This is a genomic window from Microbacterium sp. (assembly GCF_031179285.1).
Lineage (GTDB): Bacteria > Actinomycetota > Actinomycetes > Actinomycetales > Microbacteriaceae > Microbacterium.
Genome location: NZ_JAPSHY010000012.1, coordinates 41758 through 64372, shown reverse-complemented (window position 1 = coordinate 64372; position 22615 = coordinate 41758). Strand labels below are relative to the sequence as shown.

The window sequence follows — 22615 nt, the reverse complement described above, 5'->3', positions numbered from 1 at the left end:
CGAAGGCCCGGCACATGTGTGCCGGGCCTTCGTGCGAGGTTGTCGATCAGAAGTTGATCATGTGCCCGGCGAGACCGTGGAAGCCCTCCTGGAGAGCCTCGGACAGCGTCGGGTGGGTGTGGACGTTCCGGGCGAGTTCGAGGGCGGTGAGGTCCCACTTCTGCGCGAGCGTCAGCTCGGGAAGGAGCTCGGAGACGTCGGGGCCGATCATGTGCGCGCCGATGAGCTCGAGGTGCTCGGCATCCGCGATGAGCTTGACGAAGCCGACCGGCTCGCCGAGCCCGTGCGCCTTGCCGTTGGCCATGAACGGGAAGGTGGAGACCTTGATCTCGCGCCCCTCGTCCTTCGCCTGCTGCTCGGTGAGGCCGAACGATGCCACCTGCGGCGAGCAGAACGTCGCGCGCGGCATCATCCGGTAGTCGCCGAGCGTCATGGTCTCGGCCTTGCCGATGGTCTCGGCGGCCACCACGCCCTGGGCCTCGGCGACGTGCGCGAGCTGCAGCTTGGCGGTGACGTCTCCGATCGCGTAGATGCCCTCGACGTTGGTGCGCATGTGATCGTCGATGGCGATGGCGCCCCGCTCGGTGAGCTCGACACCGGTCTTGTCGAGGCCGAATCCCTCGACGCGGGGTGCGAAGCCGATCGACATGAGCACCTTGCCGGTCTCGATCGAACTCTGCTGACCGTCCTTGCCCGTGAAGGTGACGGTGACGGACGAGCCGTTGTCGACGACGGTCTCGACCTTCGTGGAGGTGAGGATCTCGACGCCGTAGTTCTTGTACTGCTTGGCGATCTCCTTCGACACGTCCGCGTCCTCGTTGGGCAGGGCGCGGTCGAGGAATTCGATGATCGTGACCTTCACGCCGTAGTTCGTCATCACATAGGCGAACTCCATGCCGATGGGTCCGGCCCCGACGATGACGATCGACTCGGGAAGCTCGCGGCTGAGGATCTGCTCCTCGTAGGTGACGACGTTCTCGCTGAGGGTGACGCCGGGGAGCAGTCGGACGGTCGACCCGGTGGCGATGATGACGTTGTCGAAGGTGACCTCTTCGGTCGATCCGTCGGATTTGGCGACGGAGATCGCCTTGGGGCCGGTGAAGGTGCCGCGGCCGTCGTACTCGGTCACCTTGTTCTTCTTCATGAGGAAGTGGATGCCCTTGACGCGGCCGTCCGCGACGACGCGGCTGCGATCGAACGCCTTGCCGTAGTCGAGGGTGAACTCACCCGAGATGCCGAAGAGATCGGCCTTGTGCTTGAGGGTGTGCGCGAGTTCCGCGTTCTTCAGGAGCGCCTTGGAGGGGATGCAGCCGACGTTGAGGCATACACCGCCCCAGTACTTCTCCTCGATGATGGCGGTGGACAGACCGAGCTGTGCGCTGCGAACGGCGGCGACGTATCCACCAGGACCGGCACCGAGGATGACGACATCGTAATGTGGCATGCCTCAAGCCTATCCCTCTGCGGGTGCGTCGGAATCGGCGCCTGGGCCCTTTCTGCGGGCGCGCGCGACGAGCACGGCGACGAGGGCGCCGACGCCGGCGACGCCGACGATGAGGACGATGATCCAGGGCAGCACGCGCATGAAGGAGTCGCCATCCGCCGGAGTCCCGTCCGAGGACGAAGGCGTCGGTTCACTCGAGGATGCCGGGGTGGTGGCTTCGTCGCTCGGCGTTGCCGTCGGCGTCGGATCCCCGGTCGGCGCGTCACCGGCAGTGCTCGTCGCGACGGTGAAGGAGAACTCACCCGAGGTGGGGTGGCCGTCGCTGGAGACCACCTTCCAGATGACGTGATAGGTGCCGGCATCCGCCGTTGCGGCCAGCGGCTGAGTGACCATCGCGCCGTCCAGGGTGGCGGGACCGTCGGTGACGGATGCGCCGTCGGGGTCGGTGACCACCACTTCCGTCGCCCCCTCGCCGTCGATGAGCTTCGCGCTGAAGGTGAGGGTGAGTGCGGCGGGCAGCGTCTCGACGGTGGTGTCGGCCGCAGGATCCGACGCGACCAGGCTGTCGTGAGCCGATGCGGGTTGCGGTGAGAACAGCACGAGGAACGCCGCGAGCAGCGTCACGGCGAGGGCGAAGGCGGCGTTGGAACGGCGGCGGGCGATCGTGAGCACCTCACCAGCCTATGAATCGCCGGTATGTGCGGGCTGAGTGCGCACGACCCTCCCGCGAGCGGCTCGGCATCGGATAGTCTGGACGCTGAAGGAGGGCCACTGTGACAGACAGCGAGAGCCGATCGGGCGGAGAACCCATTCACCGCACCGGCGAGCAGAAGCACGATGTGACGCAGACGTTCGGGCATGATTCCGATCTGTCCTTCGTCCCCTTCGGCGTGGAACTCACCGATGTCGAGCAGTCCGCGATCGCGGCGCTGCCTGCCGGATCCGCCCTGCTGCTGGTGCGCTCCGGTGCGCTGGCGGGTGCACGCTACCTTCTCGACACCGATGTAACGACGGTCGGCCGTCACCCGGAGGCGGACATCTTCTTCGATGACGTCACCGTGTCACGTCGGCACGCGGAGATCACCCGCAGCGGGTCCTCGTTCGAGATCATCGACCAGCGCTCTCTCAACGGCACGTATGTCAACGGCGAGCGCGTCGACCGCAGCGCTCTTGTCGACGGCTCAGAACTGCGCGTCGGGAAGTTCCGGCTGAACTTCTTCGCCTCTCCCGCCGATCGCTCGGCGGCGAACGGCTGATGGCGTCACCCGCTCGCGATCGCTCTGGATCCGCGGGCCTGCTGAGCATCGGTCAGGTGCTCGCACGGCTCACTCCGGAGTTCCCGGAACTCACCTCCAGCAAGCTGCGCTTCCTCGAGGTTCAGGGCATCGTGAAGCCCTCTCGCACCGAGTCCGGTTATCGCAAGTTCTCCGCCGCGGACATCGAGCGGCTGCGCCTGGGACTCGTGCTGCAGCGCGACCACTATCTCCCTCTCAGCATCATCCGCGAGCAGCTCGACGAGATCGACGCGAACGGCACGGCCGCGACGTCGCTCGCGCCCCCGCCGTCGATCGCCCCCGCGCCCCGGCGCTACCGCCGCGATGAGCTGCTGACGGCCGCGGGAGCCGGGCCGCAGCTGCTCAACGACGCGATCAGCACCGGGATCATCACCGCAAGCGACACCTATTCCGAGGCGACCGTCGCGCTGCTGCGCGGACTCGTCGCGCTCGACCGTCACGGCATCGAACCTCGGCACCTGCGGGCCGTCCGGCAGGGGGCCGAGCGCGAGGTCGCACTCATCGAATCGGCCATGTCGGCGCTGCTGCGGCGAACGGATGCCGCTTCCCGCGCCAAGGCGAGCGAGATGGCGCCGGAGCTGGCCGCCAAACTCGACGAAGTGCGGGGCCTGTTCGTCAAGGACGCGCTCTCCCGGGTGCTTTCGTAACGAACTGATTGCGACACACCTTCACTCGCGCACGGATGTCATTGCCGCTGCCGGGGCACTGCTCTAGCGTGGAGGTAACCGTTCCAGGGAGGAAACCAGATGAATGCGGATGAGCTTTCCGGCGACCCGCGGTTCGTGAGCGAACTCCTCTTCACGGACGGGCTTCCCGCCATGGACGACGAGGTCGGCTACCGTGGCGCTGTCGCCGCTCGCGCGGCCGGGATCACCTATCGTCAGCTGGACTACTGGGCCCGCACCGAACTCGTCGTTCCCACCGTCCGCGGTGCCAGCGGCTCGGGATCCCAGCGTCTCTACGGGTTCCGCGACATCCTCGTGCTCAAGCTCGTGAAGCGTCTGCTCGACACCGGCATCTCGCTGCAGCAGATCCGCACGGCAGTGGATCAGCTGCGCGCCGCCGGCATCCGTGATCTCGCCGGTACGACCCTGATGAGCGACGGTGCCTCGGTCTACCTCTGCACCTCCAACGACGAGGTGATCGATCTCGTCAGCCGCGGCCAGGGCGTGTTCGGCATCGCCGTCGGCAAGGTCCTTCGCGAGGTGGAATCCAGCCTCGTCGAGTTCGACCCGACGGCACCGGACCCCGTCGACGAACTCTCCGCGCGCCGGGCGAAGCGCTCCGCCTGACGCTCCGTCTCGAGCTCCGCTCACGAGAACGGCCACCCTCGACGAGGATGGCCGTTTTTCTGTGCGCGCTGGTCAGGCCTGAGCGCCGGCCTCGGGCACCATGATGCGACCGGTGCGCACGATCCGGTCCAGCAGCTGATCGAAGTCGGCGGCGAGTTCCTGCGCGGAGTCTCCCGGCCAGATGTGCAGCGGCTTCGCGGCGCCTTGCGCCTGCTGCAGAGAGGTGCGTTCGGGCAGCTGCGGCGACAGCACCAGCGGGCCGAACATGTCGCGCAGCTCCTTGATGCGGAACTGGTGCTCGATCGACTGGGGGCGGACGCGATTGACGACGATGCCCAGCGGCTGGAGGCGAGGGGACAGCCCGCGTCGGATCTCTTCGATCGCCCGCAGCGCGCGGTCGGCTGCGGCGACCGAGAACAGGCCGGGTTCGGTGACGACGATCACGCGGTCGCTCGCCGCCCACGCGGTGCGCGTGAGGGCGTTGAGCGAGGGGGCGCAGTCGATGAGGACGAGGTCGTAGTCGGCCTCGACGGCGGCGAGGGCCTCTTCGAGCTTCCACACATCGCGGACGCTCGGATGCGGGCCGTCGAAGTTGATGGCTGACGGGCTGCCGATCAGCACGTCGATGGTTCCGGGGTGCACCTTTGCCCAGCCGCTGGAGGTGATCGCCTGCCGGACCACCTTCTCCTTCGGGTTCGCCAGGACATCGGCGATGTTGAGGCGTCCGGCGACCTGGATATCCATGCCGGTGGACACATCGGACTGCGGGTCGAGGTCGACGACGAGTGTCCGGACGCCCCGGGCGAAGGCCGCTGAGGCCAGGCCGAGAGTCACGGTCGTCTTGCCGACGCCGCCCTTGAGGGAGCTGACGCTGAGTACGTGCACGGACTCCACGTTACCTTCCCCTAGGCTGAGGGAACACTCAGCCCCGCCCCATGTGCGCCGAAATCGTCGCGCATCGAGCTCTCAGAGGTGTGCATGTTCCAGAAGATCCTTGTGGCCAATCGCGGCGAGATCGCGATACGGGCCTTCCGAGCGGCATTCGAGGTGGGGGCGAGGACGGTGGCGGTCTTCCCCTATGAGGATCGTGGATCACTGCATCGGCTGAAGGCCGACGAGGCGTATCAGATCGGTGAACGCGGACACCCGGTGCGTGCCTATCTCGATGTCGACGAGATCATCCGTGTCGCACGGGAGGCCGGCGCCGACGCGATCTATCCCGGTTACGGCTTCCTCTCGGAGAACCCAGAGCTCGCCGAGAAAGCGGCAGCCAACGGCATCGTCTTCATCGGACCACCGGCGAACGTGCTGGAGATGGCGGGGAACAAGGTCGAAGCCAAGCGGCACGCCATCGACGCCGGGGTGCCGGTGCTGCGCTCGACCGAGGCTTCCGACGACGTCGACGCGCTCCTGGTGCAGGCTGACGAGATCGGCTTCCCGCTGTTCGCGAAGGCTGTCGCCGGCGGCGGCGGCCGCGGCATGCGGCGTGTGGAGACGAAGAGCGAGCTGGCGCCCGCTCTCGCCGAGGCGATGCGCGAGGCCGAGAGTGCGTTCGGAGATCCGCGCATGTTCCTCGAGCAGGCAGTGGTCCGCCCCCGTCACATCGAGGTGCAGATCGTCGCCGACAAATCGGGCGAGACGGTTCACCTGTTCGAGCGCGACTGCTCGGTGCAGCGGCGCCATCAGAAGGTCGTCGAGATCGCCCCCGCCCCGAACCTCGATGAGGGCATCCGCACCGCTCTGCACGGGTATGCCGTCGCCTTCGCGCGATCGATCGGCTATGAGAACGCCGGCACGGTGGAGTTCCTGTTGGAGACGGCGGGGGAGCGTGCGGGTGAGGTCGTCTTCATCGAGATGAACCCCCGCATCCAGGTCGAGCACACGGTCACCGAGGAGATCACCGACGTCGATCTCGTGCAGACCCAGATGCGGATCGCCGCCGGGCAGACGCTCGCCGAGCTCGGCCTGGAGCAGGAGAACCTGCGCGTGCGGGGTGCCGCACTGCAGTGCCGCATCACCACGGAGGACCCGACGCAGGGGTTCCGTCCCGACACCGGCAAGATCACCACGTACCGCTCGCCCGGCGGCGCCGGCATCCGCCTCGACGGCGGCACGACCGCCGCGGGCTCGCAGATCAGTCCTCACTTCGACTCGATGCTCTCCAAGCTCACCTGCCGTGGCCGCGACTTCCCGGCGGCCGTCGCACGCGCGCGTCGCGCGCTGGCGGAGTTCCGGATCCGCGGGGTCTCCACCAACATCCCGTTCCTGCAGGCCCTGCTCGACGACGAATCCTTCATCGCCGGCGATGTGAGCACGCACTTCATCGACGAGCGCCCCGAACTCCTCCGTGGCCGGGTGTCGAAGGACCGGGGCACGAAGATCCTGAACTGGCTGGTCGATGTCACGGTCAACAAGCCCAACGGCGCCCACCCCGGCGTCGTCGACCCGGCGACCAAGCTCCCCGTGATCGATCCGGGTGCGGAGCCTCTGCCCGGTTCACGGCAGCGTCTGCTCGAACTCGGCCCGGAGGGCTTCGCCCGAAGCCTCCGTGAGCAGACTTCTCTCGCCATCACCGACACCACCTTGCGCGATGCGCATCAGTCGCTTCTGGCCACCCGAGTCCGCACGCGCGATCTCGTCGCCGTCGCACCTCACATCGCCCGCCTCACCCCCGGGCTTCTCTCGGTCGAGGCATGGGGCGGCGCGACGTACGACGTCGCGCTGCGCTTCCTGGGGGAGGACCCATGGGAGCGGCTGGACAAGCTGCGCGCAGCGCTTCCCAACGTGGCGATCCAGATGCTGCTCCGCGGGCGCAACACCGTGGGCTACACCCCGTACCCGACCGCCGTGACCGAGGCGTTCGTCGCCGAGGCCGCCGCGAGCGGTGTCGACATCTTCCGCATCTTCGACGCGCTCAACGATGTCGATCAGATGCGCCCGGCCATCGACGCCGTCCGCAGCACGGGCACCGCGGTGGCCGAAGTCGCGCTCTGCTACACCGGCGACCTGCTGAATCCGGCCGAGGACCTGTACACCCTCGACTACTACCTTGGGCTCGCGCAGCAGATCGTCGACGCGGGCGCTCACATCATCGCCATCAAGGACATGGCCGGGCTCCTTCGGCCCGCGGCCGCCGCGAAGCTCGTCAGCGCGCTGCGCGAGCGATTCGACCTTCCCGTGCACCTGCACACCCACGACACACCGGGCGGTCAGCTCGCGACCCTGCTCGCGGCGAGCGCGGCGGGTGTCGACGCCGTCGACGCCGCGTCCGCACCCCTGTCCGGCACGACGAGTCAGCCCTCTCTCTCGTCGCTGGTCGCCGCGCTCGCCCACACCGAGCGAGACAGCGGGATCGACCTCGGTGCGGTCTCGGATCTCGAGCCGTACTGGGAGGCGGTGCGCCGTCAGTACGCGCCGTTCGAGTCGGGGCTTCCCGGCCCCACCGGGCGCGTCTACCACCACGAGATCCCGGGCGGACAGCTGTCGAATCTGCGGCAGCAGGCGAAAGCGCTGGGACTCGCCGACGATTTCGAGCTGATCGAGGACATGTACGCGGCAGCCGACCGCATCCTCGGACGAGTGCCCAAGGTCACGCCGTCGTCGAAGGTCGTCGGCGATCTGGCACTTCACCTGGCGGCGGTCAAGGCCGACCCGGCCGACTTCGAGGCGAATCCCGAGAAGTACGACGTCCCCGACTCCGTCGTCGGTTTCATGGCGGGCGAACTCGGAGACCTGCCGGGCGGCTGGCCCGAGCCGTTCCGCACCAAGGTGCTGGCCGGCCGAGAGGTGCGGTCGGGATTCACCGAGATCTCCGCGGACGACGAGGCCGCTCTCGCCGGTGACAGCACGACGCGGCGCGCGCGGCTGAACACGCTGCTGTTCCCCGCGCCCATGCGGGAGTTCTCGCAGATGCGCGAGCTCTACGGCGACCTCTCGGTGCTCGACACCAGCGACTATCTCTACGGGCTCGTCCCCGGCCAGGAGCACGTCATCGAGATCGACCGCGGCGTGCAGCTCTTCGTGGGCCTCGAGGCGATCGGCGAGGCGGATGAGAAGGGCATGCGGACGGTGATGACCACGCTCAACGGCCAGCTGCGCCCGGTCTTCGTCCGCGACCGCGCCATCGTCGTCGACGCGCACGAGGTCGAGAAGGCCGACACCTCGATCGCCGGGCACATCGCCGCTCCGTTCTCGGGCGTGGTGACGCTGAAGGCGGAGGTCGGGGCGTCGGTGAAGGCGGGCGAGCCTGTCGCCACGATCGAGGCGATGAAGATGGAAGCGGCGATCACCGCGCCCGTCGACGGCATCGTCGAGCGCCTCGCGATCGGTGCCACCCAGCAGGTGGATGCCGGAGATCTTTTGGTCGTCATCCGTCCTGCGCACTAATCTTGTGCGGGCGAGGACCGCGCACCTGCTGCGTACCCGAGGCCCTCACAAGCTTGGAGCGACATCGTGAGCCCGAAGAACATCGACGACCCGTCCGAGGACGATTCGCTGGGGGTGCTCGACGACGCCGCATCCCTCGACACGACGGGTATCGGCATCCTCGGTGGAACGGCCCAGGTGAGCGTCGCCCTGCCGCAGGACGAGGACGACGACCTCGCTGACGACGGCATCGTCGACGGCGAGATCGTCACCGCGCTCATCGACGAGACGCCGGTCGACGAGGCCAGGGCGATCGGCCGCATCAACGCCGCCGACATCATCATCGAGATCCCGGTAGAGCCGCTTCCCGCCGTGCGCCCCGAGGTGACCGCGCCAGCAGAGGTCGGCGCATCCGTCACGGCACCGGAACGAGACGCGCCGCGCGGATCGGCGGGTGGGCGGCCCACGGACAGCGATGCCGAGGCCGCTCCGAGCGAGCAGCCGAGCCCCGCCGCCGAGGCGGTCGCCGATGCTGCACAGACCGCGCCAGCCGCGCCAGCCGCGCCGACGAAACCGAAGAAGTCGTCGAAGACGGCGACCCCGCGGAGAACCGCGGATGCGGAACCGCCGGCTCCCGGGGCGACCGACGAGCCCGCCGTCGACGCTCCGGCATCCTCGCGTCCGCCCGCTGCCGACCGGTCGCGGGCATCCGCTTCGGCGACCATCGCCGCCGACGGCGCCGTCGAGGATGAGGACGCCGCCGCGGCGGCACGCTTCCTCGCGCGAGCGAAGGCCGACATCGCCACACCTGCGACGACAGTGGCACCACTGCCGAATCAGAAGGAGGTCCGCCCCGTGGACAGATCTGATGACAAAGCGCTCTCGACGCAGCCGGCACGAGCCGCAGCACGGGCGGAGATGCCGCTGACGTCGAAGCGACTCGATCAGGTCGGCGATTCATCGCGGGAGAGTGCCGATCTGCTCACCGCCGACCGCCTGCTCGATCCGCACCAGCTCACCAAGCCCGAGCCCGAGGGAGCGTGGAGCCACTTCCTGTACACGATCTCGGGACGGCGGATCAACATCGGCGACGGCCGGCGTGCGCGCGAACGCAAAGCGCTGACGGCGAAGATCGCAGCGCCCCTCGCGGGAGGTGCACGGTTCGTCCCGGTGCTCTCTCGCAAGGGCGGTGTCGGCAAGACCACGATCACGGCGCTTCTCGGCATGGCGCTGGCGGATGCCAGGGAGGACAGGGTCATCGCGGTCGATGCCAATCCCGACCGTGGCACACTGGCCGACCGCATCGTCAAGCCCAGCCACAACAAGTCGGTGCGTGACCTGGTCCGCATCCATGACGACGTGCGCGGATATCATGACCTCTCCGCCATCGTCGCCCGCGACGCAACGCGGCTGGACGTCCTCGCCTCGGATTCCGATCCACGCGTGGCCGAAGCGTTCAGCGACAGCGACTACCGCGACGTCGCCGGTGTCGCGGCGCACTACTACTCCCTGGTTCTCACCGACACCGGCACCGGCATCGTGCACTCGGTCATGTCGGCGACCCTCGACCTCGCCGACCAGATCGTGATCGTCTCGGGTCTCAGCGTCGACGAGGCGCGCCTCGCATCCGAGACGCTGACGTGGCTCGAGACGAACGGCTACACCGAGCAGGCGCGCGAGGCGATCATCGTCCTGAACCAGTCGACGCCGGGTGCCCCGCTGGTGCGCCTCAACGAGCTCGAAGCGCACTTCGCCACGCGTGCGAAGGGCGTCGTCCGGGTGCCGTACGACGTGCAGATCGCCGGCGGCGGCGCGATCGTCTTCGCGAACCTCCAGCCGGAGACGCGCAAGGCGGCCCGGGAGCTCGCGGCGCTCCTGGTCGAGGGACTGCGGGCGAAGGCGACCTGATGACAGTTCGCGAGATCCGTCTCTTCGGTGACCCCGTCCTGCGCGCCGTCTGCGCACCCATCGAGCAGATCGACGAGGGGATCCGGTCCCTCATCACCGACCTCGTCGAGACCGTGGAGCTGCCCGGCCGAGCGGGAGTGGCCGCGCCTCAGATCGGGGTCGCGCTCCGCGCCTTCAGCTACAATGTCGACGGCGAGATCGGCTACGTGATCAACCCGGTCCTCACCGAGGTCCGAGGCGAACCCGTGCCGACGGGCGAGGGATGCCTATCGGTGCCCGGTCTCTGGCACGACGCGATGCGGCATCCGTGGGCGCGGGTCGAGGGGATCGATCTCGACGGGAACCCGATGGTGCTGGAGGGCGAGGGCCTGCTCGCCCAGGCGCTGCAGCATGAGACCGACCATCTCGACGGCACGCTCTACCTCAGCAGACTCGAGCCGGAGGCTCGCAAGGTCGCGATGCGAGAGGTGCGCGAGAGCGCCTGGTTCTGATCCACGAAAAGACCCCCGCAGGATCTGCGGGGGTCTTTTCTCGCCGCCCCGGTCGGATTTTGGGGCGATCGCTCAGCCGAGCGAGACGTTCGTCGTCGAGACCGGCTCGTCGTAGATCGCGGCGATCTCATCGGCGAAGTCGCTCAGGATGACATTCCGCTTGATCGACATCTTCGGAGTGAGGTGCCCGGAGGCCTCGGTCCACTCCGAGTCGAGGATCGTGAACTTGCGGATGGACTCCGCGCGGGAGACATGCGTGTTCGCCGCGTCGACCGCTCGCTGGATCTCGGCGCGCACCGCTTCGTTGGTGCTCGCCTCGGCGAGTGACATGTCGGCCGGAAGCGAGTTGTTCGCCAGCCACGTCGGCAGCATCTCCGGGTCGAGCGTGATGAGTGCCGAGATGAAAGGCCGCTTGTCGCCCACGACGACGACCTGTCCGATGATCGGGTTCGAGCGGATCGGGTCTTCCAGCGCGGCCGGAGCGACGTTCTTGCCGCCGGCGGTGACGATGATCTCCTTCTTGCGACCGGTGACGGTCAGGAAGCCCTCGGAGTCGAAACTGCCGATGTCGCCGGTGCGGAACCAGCCGCCGTCGCGGAACGACTCCGCGGTGGCCTGCGGGTTGTTCCAGTACTCCTTGAAGACGTTGATGCCGCGGACCTCGATCTCGCCGTCGTCCGCCAGGCGGACGCCGACGCCGGGCAGGGCGGGCCCGACCGTTCCGATCTTGGACTTGTCCGCGAGGTTGACGGTCGCTGGGGCCGTGGTCTCGGTGAGCCCGTAGCCCTCGAGGATGACGACGCCGAGGCTGTGGAAGAAGTGACCGAGGCGTGCACCGAGAGGTGCGGAACCCGACACGGCGTACACGACGTTGCCGCCCATCGCCGCACGCAGCTTGCTGTAGACGAGCTTGTCGAAGAGAGCGAACTTCAGCTTCAGCCCGAACGGGATCTTCCTGCCCTCTTCGAGCAGCTTCGAGTGCTCGATCGCGACGTCCGCTGCGGCGCGGAAGATCTTGCCCTTGCCGCCTGCTTCGGCCTTCTGCTCGGCGGAGTTGTAGACCTTCTCGAACACGCGCGGAACGGCGAGCAGGAACGTCGGCTTGAACGACCCGAGTGCGGGCAGCAGCTGCTTCGTGTCCGGCTGGTGGCCGGTGCGCACGCCGGCGTGGATGTCGAGGATCGAGATGAACCGAGCGAAGACGTGCGCGGTGGTGATGAACAACAGGGTCGACGCGCCCGGCATCGTCAGCACCTTGTCGAGCGCTTTCGCCGAGTTACGGCACAGCTCGACGAAGTTGCTGTGCGTGAGGACGCACCCCTTCGGGCGCCCGGTCGACCCGGAGGTGTAGATGAGGGTCGCGATGTCGGAGCCGACGGCCAGGTTGCGGCGACGCTCGATCTCGTCATCGGTCACCGCCGCGCCCTGAGCTGCCAGCGAGGCGATGGCTCCCAAGTGCAGCTGCCAGACCTCTCGGACCAGCGGCAGGTCGCCGCGGATCTCGTCGACCCTGGCGTAGTGCTCCGGAGACTCGACGATCAGCGCCACGGCGCCGGAGTCCTCCATGATCCACTGGATCTGAGAAGGCGAGCTGCTCTCGTAGATCGGCACCATCACGGCACCTGCGTAGAAGAGGGCGAAGTCGACCAGCGTCCACTCGTAGGTGGTGCGTGCCAGGAAGCCGACCTTGTCACCCGGCTGGATGCCGGCGGCGGCGAACCCCTTCGCGAGGGCGATCACTGCGGTCTGGAAATCGGCGGCGGTGATGTCGCGCCATCCCTCGCCGTCCGGGACGGAGAACAGGGCGAGGTCGGGAGTCGCTTCGACGCGCTTCACCAGCAGGTCGGAGACGTTCGCATCGGGATCGGCGGGGACGATCGCGGGGACTTCAAACTGGACCACGGCAGCTCCTTCGGTACCGGTCGGGCACGTGTTGCACCGAGTCTAGGGCATGGGATCGAGTCGCACATCGGGTGAAACCGGGTCGCGCGCAGGTCGACCCTTGCACGCACGCCTCCGCGCGCGCCGCATGCGTGCCATAGACTTCACCACGATGTTCTACTGGCTGATGAAGTACGTCGCGATCGGCCCCTTGGTCAAGGCGATCTTCCGTCCCTGGATCGTGGGCCGGCGCAACGTGCCCACGAGCGGCGCCGCCATCCTCGCCAGCAACCATCTCTCCTTCGCGGATTCGATCTTCCTACCGCTGGTGATCGATCGTCCGATGTCGTTCCTGGCGAAGAGCGACTACTTCACCGGTCGAGGTCTCAAGGGCTGGGCGACGAAGTTCTTCATGAAGGCGACAGGACAGATCCCCATCGATCGCTCCGGCGGCAAGGCATCCGAGGCCTCGCTCAACACCGGCCTGCAGGTGCTCGGGCGGGGCGACCTTCTCGGGATCTACCCCGAGGGCACCCGCAGCCCGGACGGCAAGCTCTATCGCGGGCGCACCGGCATCGCCCGGATGGCGCTGGAGGCCAAGGTGCCGGTGATCCCGGTGGTCATGGTCGACACCGACACTGCGATGCCGATCGGGCGTCGCGTGCCGCGCCTCGTGCGCGTCGGGATCGTCATCGGCGAGCCTCTGGATTTCTCCCGTTTCGAGGGCATGGAGAACGACCGCTACATCCTGCGCTCGGTGACCGACGAGATCATGGTCGCGCTGCAGCGACTGGGCGCCCAGAAGTACGAAGACGTCTACGCATCCACGGTCAAGGACCGGCTGCCGGTGCGCGTCACACGCGGCTCCTGACGTATCCGCTCCCGGTAGGCTGAGGGGATGCTTCAGCACCACATCGACGCCCTTGACGCGTGGCGCTCCCTTCCCATCAAGCAGCAGCCGCAGTGGCCCGATGCCGACCGCGTCGCTGCCGTCTCGCAGCAGATCGCCGGCCTGCCGCCGCTGGTCTTCGCCGGTGAGGTCGACAACCTCCGCGAGCGTCTCGCGCGTGCCGCATCCGGCCAGGCGTTCCTGCTCCAGGGCGGCGATTGCGCCGAGACCTTCGCCGGTGCGACGGCCGAGCAGATCCGCAACCGGATCAAGACGGTGCTCCAGATGGCCGTGGTGCTCACCTACGGTGCGTCGATGCCGGTCGTGAAGATGGGCCGGATGGCCGGCCAGTTCGCCAAGCCCCGCTCGAGCGACGACGAGACTCGCGGCGATGTGACGCTGCCCGCCTACCGCGGTGACATCGTCAACGGCTACGACTTCACCGAAGTCTCCCGCAGGGCCGACCCAGGGCGGCTCCTCCAGGGCTACCACACGGCCGTCTCCACGCTGAACCTGATCCGCGCGTTCACCCAGGGTGGTTTCGCGGACCTTCGCGAGGTGCATTCGTGGAACAAGGGCTTCGCGCAGAACCCGGCGAATCAGCGTTACGAGCGGATGGCCGCCGAGATCGACCGCGCCATCAAGTTCATGGAGGCCGCCGGCGCCGACTTCGACGAGCTCAAGCGCGTCGAGTTCTTCACCGGCCACGAGGGCCTGCTCATGGACTACGAGCGGCCGATGACCCGCATCGACTCGCGCACCGACACCCCGTACAACACCTCGGCGCACTTCCTCTGGATCGGCGAGCGCACGAGAGACCTCGACGGCGCGCACGTCGACTACTTCTCCAAGATCCGCAATCCGATCGGCGTCAAGCTCGGCCCGACGACCACGCCCGAGACGGCGCTCGCCCTGATCGACAAGCTCGACCCTGACCGCGAGCCCGGCCGCCTCACGTTCATCACCCGCATGGGGGCGGGCAAGATCCGTGACGCCCTCCCGCCGCTGCTGGAGGCCGTTCGCGACTCGGGCGCGCAGCCGCTGTGGGTCACCGACCCGATGCACGGCAACGGCATCACCACGCCCACCGGGTACAAGACGCGTCGCTTCGACGACGTGGTCGACGAGGTGCGCGGGTTCTTCGAGGCGCACCGGGCGGTCGGCACGTTCCCCGGCGGCATCCACGTCGAGCTCACCGGCGACGATGTCACCGAGTGCCTCGGCGGCTCGGAGCAGATCGACGAGGAGGGCCTCGCCACCCGCTACGAGAGCCTGTGCGATCCACGCCTGAACCATATGCAGAGCCTCGAGCTCGCCTTCCTCGTCGCGCAGGAGCTCGAAAAGCGCTGAGCCCGCTTGCCTCTCTGAGGCTCGAGAACGCGCAAACCGCCCTTCCCGGACGCCGGGAAGGGCGGTTCGCGCGTTCTCGGTGTCCGAGCTGTGGAGAAGCGGAACACGGACGCGGTGACGCAGGCAGAATCGGCGGAAGCGACCGCAAACCCCACTGCCCGTGCCGCTGCAGGGGCGCATCTTCCGCGTGCGCACTGCCATCGGCAACGGGACGACCGAGAAGCGGCTGCGTGGACGGGATCTCGACCGTCCGTTCCACGGCGTTCGAGCCGACGGCCCGGTCCGCTCGCTGCGCAATCGCTGCATCAGCCTCACGGCGGTGATGGCGGAGCATCACGTCTTCAGTCGCACGACGGCCGCGCAGCTCTGGCGGATGCCGCTGCCCACGTCCGTCGACAAGGAAGAGCTGCATGTCACCGCGCTCGGCGCGCGAGGGCGGATCCGGCGAGCCGGCGTCGTCGGATGGGAGCGACAGGATGCCGACCTGGAGCGGTACCACGTGGCAGATCTGCCCGTGCTCGGCCCCGCCGACACATGGTGCGGCCTATCGGTCGTGCTGACCCGCGAATGGCTGGTCGCGGTCGGCGACTTCCTTCTGAGCGGCGAGCGCTCGGATCGCGGACGGGAGTTGCCCCTGTGCACGACGGAAAACCTGGATGAGGCCGTGCACCGGCATGGGGCCCGCCGAGGCGCGGCAGCACTGCGATGGGCCCTCGAGCGTCTGCGGTGTCCGGTCGACTCGCCCCGCGAGTCGCTTCTGCGCCTGGCGCTCGTCGCCGGCGGACTACCCGAACCGGAAGTCCAGCTGGCGGTCGCGACGGCAGGCGGCACTCTGCACGGCGACCTCGGCTACCGCGCAGCGCGTCTGCTGCTCGAGTACCAGGGCGACGAGCATCGCCGATCACGAAAGCGTTGGCTGCAGGATCTCACCAGGATCCAGCTACTGGAGGATGCCGGGTACCGAGTGATCCTCATCGGGGCCGACGATCTCCGCGACGGTGCCAGCGCACTGATCGCTCGCATTCGTCGCCATCTTCGGGTCGCCGACTGATCGACAACGCACAAACCGCCCTTCCCGTGCCTCGGGAAGGGCGGTTCGCGCGTTCTCGGTGTCTCAGCCGTTGCGGCGGCGGAGCGCCAGCAGCGCGCCGGCGGCGAGCAGGAGGCCGGCAGCGGCGGCCACCGGCAGCAGCCATGCCGTCTCCCCACCGGTGGATGCGAGGTCGCCGTCCTGTGAACCGGCACCCGAACCCGTTCCCGGCGCGGCATCGCTACCCGACGCCGTGACGGCGAGGGCGGCGCGCACCGTCAGGTCACCCGCGAAGGCCACGATCTCGTGCGCACCCGCGGCGGTGTCGGCCGGGATCGTGGCGACGAAGCGGACGTTTCCGGCGGCATCCGCCATCGCGCTGCCCAGCACCACGGCGGCGCTGTGCAGTTCGAAGCGCACCTCTGCCGAGGCCGGGAAGCCGCGACCGCTGATCGTCACGGACGAACCCGCCTGCACCGTCGCGGGGCTCACCGAGAGGGAAGGTTCTGCCGGCTCCTCGCCGCCCGAATCCGGGAAGACCTCCGAGGCGGTGCCGAGCCGCAGGAAGACGGTCTCTCCGGTGGCGTCCTTCAGCCCGTCGTTGTCGGTGACGCCGTAGAGGCGGCCGTCGGCGGCCAAGGCGAAGCCCTCGAGCTTCTCCTGGGTCCAGCCGGCGGTGTCACGAAGATGCGGCAGCATGTCGATGGCGGTCGTCTTCTCGAGAACCGTGAGCGGCTGGCCGAAGGGTACCGGCTCGGAGTCTTCGGGGACGTCCACGCGGGTCACGCGCTTCACCGCCGCGGCAGGACCGTTGAGCTTGTCGCGTTCGACGATCGCGAAGGTGTCATCGTCGATCGCCGTGATCTCCGACAGGCCCATCCAGTCGCCGGCGACCGTTGCCGCATCGAGGCGGTATCCGAACCAACTCCACTCACCTGTCGCCGGGTTGAGCCGACCGATACGGGTCACCGCCTCGCCGTCGACGGTACCGGCAGCGAGGTCGGAGGGGTCCGTCCACAACGGGCGCTGGATGACTGTCCACACCCGCAGGCTGTCGCCGCTGCCGGTGATCGTCACACCCTCGAAGCCCCACTTGCCGACGTGCGCCGCGACCTCCGCGGGGAGAGGATGGCGGGTGAGCACTTCGCCGTCGGCGTCCACACGGACGATCTCGTTCCCGGCGCCGGTTGCGCCCTCCGCTGCGAGCCAGAACGTGCCGTCGGCAGCCGCGGAAAGGCCTTCGACGTCGAGGGCCGCGGGCGCGCCTCCCTCGGTGATCTGCATCGCGCTCGTGATCCGAGCCGGTGCCGCGTCGACGTCGACCGTGAAGATCGTCGCGGGGGCGAGCACGGCGTCGCTCGCCGCGTACACGAGCGAAGCGTCGGTCGGGTGCCCGGAGAGTGCTCCGAGCGCCGACCACCCGATCGGGCCGGCGGCGGAGACGTCGGACACGATGCTGGGCTGCGAGCCGGCATCCTGGCCGAAGGAATAGACGTTGAGCGACGCGCGGACGCCTGCGCCCGCATCGTCGGTCTCGCTCGACACGATCAACAGGTCGCGCTCCGGGACCGGGAGGATCCCCTCGGGGCCGTTGGTGGTGAACAGCACCTGCTCGAACACCGGGGATGCCGCGTCGGTCATGTCGTAGACGGCGACGAAGTTCGAGCGCTCGCTGGCGATGAAGGCGTACGGTGTGCCGTCGAACTCGGCGAATGCGAGTCCCTCCGGCTCCGCGCCCTTCTTCGCCGCACGATCCTCGTTGTGCAGGCCGTGCTGGACCGCGAGGTCGGCGAACGACCTGCCGGCATCCCACACCACGGCGCCGGCGGCGGTGTCGAAGACGCTCCAGCCCCGCGTTCCGCCCTTCCAGTCGCCCTCGTTCGCCGTGGCGACCATGCCGTCGCCCACCCAGGCGATCGCATCCGGTTCACGGGGTGCTGCCGGCAGCGTCCCGCTGAGGTCGATGCGCCCGTCCTTGGCGGTGTCGACTCCGGTCAGTGCGACCGTTCCGGCCGAGAACACCGACACGATCTCGCGGCTGGGCAGATCGATCACGGCGATGCCGTTGTTCTCCTGAAGAGTGACGGCGGCCTGGTTGTCCCCGTTGATCGTGACGTACTCCGGTTCGGGGTCCTGCGGCGTGTCGAGTTCGGCGGCGGCGACGACCGGCAGCGGCGTGCCGTCCTCCGCCACGAACGGCACAGCCGTGGCGGTCCAGGTGGCGGGGTCGCTGCCGAGCTCGAGCACCTGGACGAATCCCGCGGGGAGTTGCGGAAGATCACCCTCGTCCGCGCCCTCGGGAGTGAACTCTTCGTCGCGCTGGTTCTCGATGGCAATGGCGGCGTATGCGCCGTCGGGGGAGATGTCGATGGAGTCCGGCTGACCGCCCAGATCGATCGAACGCACGACGACGCGGTCCGAGGCGCGCAGCACGTCGACGCGACCGCGCGGCGCCGTGAAGTCGCCCCCGGTCTCGTCGATCACCACGAGGATGTAGTCGCCGTACGCGGCGACCGAGGTGGGCTGATCGTCGGCATGCCCGATGTCGGTGAGCGACACCGAGCCGGTCCCTGTCGGATCGGCGGGATCGTTCACATCGACGAAGCCGATCCGCTGGCCCGGCGCATCGGTGTACACCACGGTGCCGTCGGCGGTGATCGTGGAGATCTCGGCGACCGTCTCGGAAGCGGGATCCACGTCTGCGGGGAGGTTGAGGTAGACCGGATAGGTCGCGCTGCGTGAGAAGGCCGCACCGGCCGGTGCGGCCGACGCAGGCAAGGATGCCACGCCGACGACGCCGACGGCGAGGCACGCCGTCAGGGCAGCGGCGGGGAGGGAACGAGAGGGCATGGGCACACTCCGGGTAGGCGGTTGCGGGATTCCGCCAGAGTGTTGGCGCCAGGCGACGGGAAGGTGCCGGGCGCGTTGCCCGTCGGTGTCGCGACGATGAACGGCAGGTGGCCGCCGGCGGCTCGCTCGCGAGCAGTGCGCCTGTCAGCCGCTGACGTTGATGATCATGTAGATCTTCGTGCCCGCGCGGCGCATGGAGCCGGCGGCGGGATCCGTGCCGGTGACCTCGGTGAGACCGTTGGGAACGCCGTTCCAGAAGACCGCGTAGTCGACCTCGAACCCGGCATCCCTCAGGGTCTTGGCAGCCTGGTCCCGGTTCTGGCCGGCGACGTCGGGCACCTCGAACAGCTGCGGTCCCTGGGAGACGATGAGCGTCACCGACTCACCGGGGCGCCAGCTGCCCTCTTCGGCCCGGTCGGCGATGCCGATGACCCGGCCCTCTTCGATCTCGTCGTGGTGCTGCGTCTGGGTCTCCGCGTTGACGCCCAGACCCTTGTCGCTGAGGATCTGCGTCGCCTCGCCCACGCTTTTGCCGGTCACATCAGGGACGGGACCGACCGAGACCTGCATGGTCGCCGTGTCCTTCTCGAACACCGTGCAGCCCTGGTCGCAGCCGAACGCGTCTCCGCCGGCGCGCGGGGTGATGCGCACGTTCAGCACGATGCCGTCCTCGACATCGGAGAAGTACTGCTCGTCCTCGGTCAGGTCGAGATTGGCTGCCCGCAGCATCCCCCTCACCGTCTCGGCGTCGACGCCCGCAACCGCCTCGATGGTGTGTTGCGCGGGTCCCGACGACACCGTCACCTCGACCGTCGAGCCCTGTTCCAGTCGTTCGCCCGCTCCGGGGTCGGTGCTCATGACGACGCCGGTCTCCACCTCGGTGGAGTTCGCGTCGACTCTCTCGGGCACGAACCCTTCCGCGGTCAGCGCGGCGGCAGCATCCTCGTAGGAGCCCCCCGCGACCGCGGGCACCGCGATGAGTGAACCAGGGCCCGAGCCGAACCACCAGCCGACCCCGCCAGCCATGGTGGCGAGAAGCAGCACGAGCGTGAGCAGGAACGCGCCGCGCGCGCGACGTTTGGAGGCGCGGCGACGCAGCACCGTCGCGTTGTCGACGGTCTGCGGCACGGGATCCGTCGGGTCCGCGGCGGCGACCATCGTTCCGGGCATCACCTTGGTCAGATCGCCGGAGTCCGACTGAGAGCGCCTCATCGTCGTCGTCGCGGCCACGGCCGGCGCGATCCCGAGATCGCGTTCGATCTCGCGGAGCTTGTCGAGCATCTCCTGGGCATTGTTCGGACGCTCGTCCGGCGACTTCTCCGTCGCCCAGAGCACCAGCTCATCGAACGCCTCCGGAACCCCGGGATTGCGCACGCTCGGCCGGGGCACGGATTCGGTGGCGTGCTGGAACGCGATCTGCATCGGCTGCTCGCCCTTGTACGGCTGCTCGCCGACCAGCATCTCGTAGAGCATGATCCCGAGGGCGTAGATGTCGCTTCGCGCATCGGCGGTGCCTCGCGTGACGAGCTCGGGCGCGAGGTAGGCGATGGTGCCGAGGAGTTGCTGGCCGGTGGCGGTGTTGGCCGTCGTCGCCCTCGCCAGACCGAAGTCGCCGATCTTGATGCGTCCGTCCTCGGCCAGCAGCACGTTCTCGGGCTTGACGTCGCGGTGCACGATTCCCGCCCGGTGCGCGGCGGCGAGCCCCGCGAGGATCGCATCCATGATCGTGATCGTCTGCGCGATCGTCAGCCGGCGCTGCTCGCGCATCAGCTCCCGCAGCGTGATGCCAGGCAGGTACTCCATGACGAGGTAGGCCAGTTCGCCGTCCTGCCCCTGATCGAAGACGTTGACGACGTGGGGGTCGGCCAGTCTCGCCGCGGCCCGGGCTTCCTGGATGAACCGGCTCTGGAAAGCGGAATCGTCACTGAGGTGGGCGTGCATCACCTTCAGCGCGATCCGTCGTTCGAGCCGCAGGTCGGTGGCGACGTAGACGGTCGCCATTCCGCCTCGCGCGATCCGCGCGCGCACCCGGTACCGGCCGTCGACAAGCCGCCCGATGAGGGGGTCGGCCTGCTGATTGGTCGTCACGAGGAAATTCTATGGAGAACTGCCTGAAAGCCCGGGGAGCGGCTCACCTCTGGACCCCGCGGGTTTCCCCCGAGGCTCATCCGTGGAGCGCGAGCCACTGGTAGGCCTGCGCCTCCCACTGGCCGTAGCGGTCCGGGTAGGCGGAGATCTGCACCGCCTGTGCAGCACTGCTGAACCCCATGCTCTCCCATCCAGGGATGTCGAGCAGGCCACGGGTGGCGGTGCCGTTCGGGTCGTTCGGTCCGCCGTAGAAGACCCGGATGCTGCGATCGGCATCTCTGACCTGCTCCGGCGTTCCCCAACCCGTGCTCGGACGCTGCTGGAACAGCCCGAGCGAGTCCCGATCGCCCCAGTCGAGGTTGCGCATCCATGACTCGACCATGCTGGTGGCAAGCGCGATCGCGATGCCGCGATCCGAGACGCCGAGCTCGCGGCCGATGCTGATGATGTGCGCGGCGTTGGCCGACTGCTCCTCATCGAGAGCCGCGGTGAGCGACGGGGTGACCGCCGGTGCGGCCACCGGCGCGGCATTGACGGCGATCTTCTGCCCGGGGTAAATGATCGACGAGCCATCGAGGCCGTTCGCTGCGAACAGCGCCTGCGTGGTCGTGCCATACCTCTGAGCGATGCCGAACAGGGTGTCTCCGGCGACGACCGTGTGCGTCTGTCCGACGGAGGGCGTTGCGGGTGCCGGCGCCGCGACCGGTGCCGGCGTCGCGGCGGGTGCGCCGGCGGACCCGATGACGAGGGTCTGCCCCGGGTAGATGATCGACGCTCGTGTGAGCGAATTGGCGGCGAGTATCGCATCGACGGTCGTACCGTGGTGCTGGGCGATGCCGTACACGGTGTCTCCGGCGACCACGGTGTGCACCGCGCCCGCGGCGGGCGAGACAGGAGACGCCGCAGCGGGGGTCGAAGCGCCGGTGAGAGCGATGCTCTGGCCCGGGTGGATGACGGAGCGCCAGGTGAGGCCGTTCCAGCTCAGCACGTCGACCGTGCGCAGCCCGAAACGATCGGCGATGGCCGAGACGGTGTCGCCCGGCTGCACGGTGTACGAGCCAGGCACAGCCTGCGTCGGCAGGACGCGGGCGACGCTCTCGCCTCGGGTGACGACACGAAGCGGGGGCGCGGTTTCTGCAGACGCGGGGGCGGAGACGAGGGTGCTTGCGAGCGTCCCCAGCACTGCAGCCGGCACCCCCAGACTCAGGTATCGCGCGCTGCGCGAAGCGTTGATCGTCATGGCTTCCCCCTCCTCCAACTCCTGACACGCTGACACGGAAGTAAATGGAAGTCAACAGAAGTGACGTAAGTGAAGGTTGTGACTGGAGTGACGAGATGCATCGCCAGACCGGAGGTGAGATAGTGGCAACGTGTCTGCGAATGCCCCCGAAACCTCCGCCACCGCGTGGCTGACTCTGCCCGATCTCGTCGAGGCGCTCGACGAACCGCTGGGACGGGTGCGGCGGCTCATCGACGATCACCACCTGATCGGCATGCGCAGGGACGGCGTGTTCGTCGTCCCGGCGGTCTTCATCGTCGACGGACACCCGCTGCCCTCCCTGCGGGGCACGATCATCGTGCTCAAGGATGCCGGTTTCGCCGACGACGAGGTCATCGACTGGCTGCTGAGCGAGGAGGAGACGATGGGTCGCTCGCCCATCGAGGCGTTGCTCGCCGGTCACAAGAGCGAGGTCCGAAGGATCGCGCGCACCCTCGCCCGAGAAGGGGTTCG

General features: G+C 68.4%; 16 protein-coding genes and 1 pseudogene. 10 read left to right on the top strand and 7 right to left on the bottom strand.

Going from position 1 to position 22615, the window contains the following annotated elements:
* Window positions 1-46: 46 nt before the first annotated feature.
* Window positions 47-1444 carry a dihydrolipoyl dehydrogenase gene (gene lpdA, locus RIN18_RS09605; protein ID WP_309103745.1) on the bottom strand — a complete coding sequence of 466 codons (1398 nt, stop codon included), beginning with the start codon at window positions 1442-1444 and terminating at the stop codon, window positions 47-49.
* Between the two features lie 9 nt (window positions 1445-1453).
* Window positions 1454-2116 (bottom strand): copper resistance protein CopC, encoded by a 663-nt coding sequence (locus tag RIN18_RS09600; protein WP_309103744.1) that lies wholly within the window; start codon window positions 2114-2116, stop codon window positions 1454-1456.
* A gap of 101 nt (window positions 2117-2217) precedes the next feature.
* Between RIN18_RS09600 and RIN18_RS09595 the strand changes: the two genes are divergently transcribed.
* The 3 genes from RIN18_RS09595 to RIN18_RS09585 all read left to right on the top strand — a co-directional run bounded on the left by RIN18_RS09595 (window position 2218) and on the right by RIN18_RS09585 (window position 4031).
* A complete protein-coding gene (locus RIN18_RS09595; RefSeq protein WP_309103743.1) occupies window positions 2218-2700 on the top strand; it encodes an FHA domain-containing protein in 483 nt (160 codons plus the stop codon).
* Window positions 2700-3386, top strand: coding sequence for a MerR family transcriptional regulator (locus tag RIN18_RS09590; RefSeq protein WP_375163518.1), 687 nt, complete (start codon window positions 2700-2702; stop codon window positions 3384-3386). The genes RIN18_RS09595 and RIN18_RS09590 overlap by 1 nt, the downstream gene beginning before the upstream one ends.
* A gap of 99 nt (window positions 3387-3485) precedes the next feature.
* Entirely contained in the window at window positions 3486-4031 is a 546-nt protein-coding gene (locus RIN18_RS09585) for a MerR family transcriptional regulator (RefSeq protein ID WP_309103742.1), read from the top strand.
* Window positions 4032-4103: 72 nt separating this feature from the next.
* Here the strand turns inward: RIN18_RS09585 and RIN18_RS09580 are convergent, their stop codons facing one another.
* Window positions 4104-4916 (bottom strand): ParA family protein, encoded by an 813-nt coding sequence (locus RIN18_RS09580; protein WP_309103783.1) that lies wholly within the window; start codon window positions 4914-4916, stop codon window positions 4104-4106.
* A 93-nt stretch (window positions 4917-5009) separates the two neighbouring features.
* On the opposite strand from RIN18_RS09580, the gene RIN18_RS09575 reads away from it, so the two are divergent.
* From RIN18_RS09575 to def, 3 genes are all read left to right on the top strand, one after another.
* On the top strand, window positions 5010-8417 hold the full coding sequence (locus RIN18_RS09575; RefSeq protein WP_309103741.1) for a pyruvate carboxylase: 3408 nt from the start codon (window positions 5010-5012) through the stop codon (window positions 8415-8417).
* Window positions 8418-8483: 66 nt separating this feature from the next.
* Window positions 8484-10304 (top strand): AAA family ATPase, encoded by a 1821-nt coding sequence (locus tag RIN18_RS09570; RefSeq protein WP_309103740.1) that lies wholly within the window; start codon window positions 8484-8486, stop codon window positions 10302-10304.
* The gene (def, locus tag RIN18_RS09565) at window positions 10304-10795 is read left to right on the top strand and encodes a peptide deformylase (protein WP_309103739.1); all 492 of its coding nucleotides are present in this window, start codon (window positions 10304-10306) and stop codon (window positions 10793-10795) included. The genes RIN18_RS09570 and def overlap by 1 nt, the downstream gene beginning before the upstream one ends.
* A 72-nt stretch (window positions 10796-10867) precedes the next feature.
* Here the strand turns inward: def and RIN18_RS09560 are convergent, their stop codons facing one another.
* Complete coding sequence (locus RIN18_RS09560) at window positions 10868-12697, bottom strand: AMP-dependent synthetase/ligase (protein ID WP_309103738.1); 1830 nt, start codon at window positions 12695-12697, stop codon at window positions 10868-10870.
* Window positions 12698-12848: 151 nt separating this feature from the next.
* Here RIN18_RS09560 and RIN18_RS09555 point away from each other — a divergent pair, with 151 nt between their 5' ends.
* The 3 genes from RIN18_RS09555 to RIN18_RS09545 all read left to right on the top strand — a co-directional run bounded on the left by RIN18_RS09555 (window position 12849) and on the right by RIN18_RS09545 (window position 15966).
* Window positions 12849-13547, top strand: coding sequence for a lysophospholipid acyltransferase family protein (locus tag RIN18_RS09555; protein WP_309103782.1), 699 nt, complete (start codon window positions 12849-12851; stop codon window positions 13545-13547).
* A gap of 27 nt (window positions 13548-13574) precedes the next feature.
* Window positions 13575-14915: a class II 3-deoxy-7-phosphoheptulonate synthase gene (locus tag RIN18_RS09550; RefSeq protein WP_309103737.1), complete on the top strand. Its 1341-nt coding sequence runs from the start codon at window positions 13575-13577 to the stop codon at window positions 14913-14915.
* A gap of 187 nt (window positions 14916-15102) precedes the next feature.
* Window positions 15103-15966, top strand: coding sequence for a hypothetical protein (locus tag RIN18_RS09545; RefSeq protein WP_309103736.1), 864 nt, complete (start codon window positions 15103-15105; stop codon window positions 15964-15966).
* A 63-nt stretch (window positions 15967-16029) separates the two neighbouring features.
* Here the strand turns inward: RIN18_RS09545 and RIN18_RS09540 are convergent, their stop codons facing one another.
* From RIN18_RS09540 to RIN18_RS09530, 3 genes are all read right to left on the bottom strand, one after another.
* Window positions 16030-18795 carry an esterase-like activity of phytase family protein gene (locus tag RIN18_RS09540; RefSeq protein WP_309103735.1) on the bottom strand — a complete coding sequence of 922 codons (2766 nt, stop codon included), beginning with the start codon at window positions 18793-18795 and terminating at the stop codon, window positions 16030-16032.
* 144 nt (window positions 18796-18939) lie between these two features.
* Window positions 18940-20883, bottom strand: coding sequence for a Stk1 family PASTA domain-containing Ser/Thr kinase (gene pknB, locus RIN18_RS09535; RefSeq protein WP_309103734.1), 1944 nt, complete (start codon window positions 20881-20883; stop codon window positions 18940-18942).
* Window positions 20884-20959: 76 nt separating this feature from the next.
* Window positions 20960-22123, bottom strand: coding sequence for a LysM peptidoglycan-binding domain-containing protein (locus tag RIN18_RS09530; RefSeq protein WP_309103733.1), 1164 nt, complete (start codon window positions 22121-22123; stop codon window positions 20960-20962).
* A 130-nt stretch (window positions 22124-22253) separates the two neighbouring features.
* Between RIN18_RS09530 and RIN18_RS09525 the strand changes: the two are divergent.
* Window positions 22254-22601: pseudogene (locus tag RIN18_RS09525) on the top strand (Rv2175c family DNA-binding protein); the annotation flags it as partial.
* Window positions 22602-22615 lie beyond the last annotated feature (14 nt).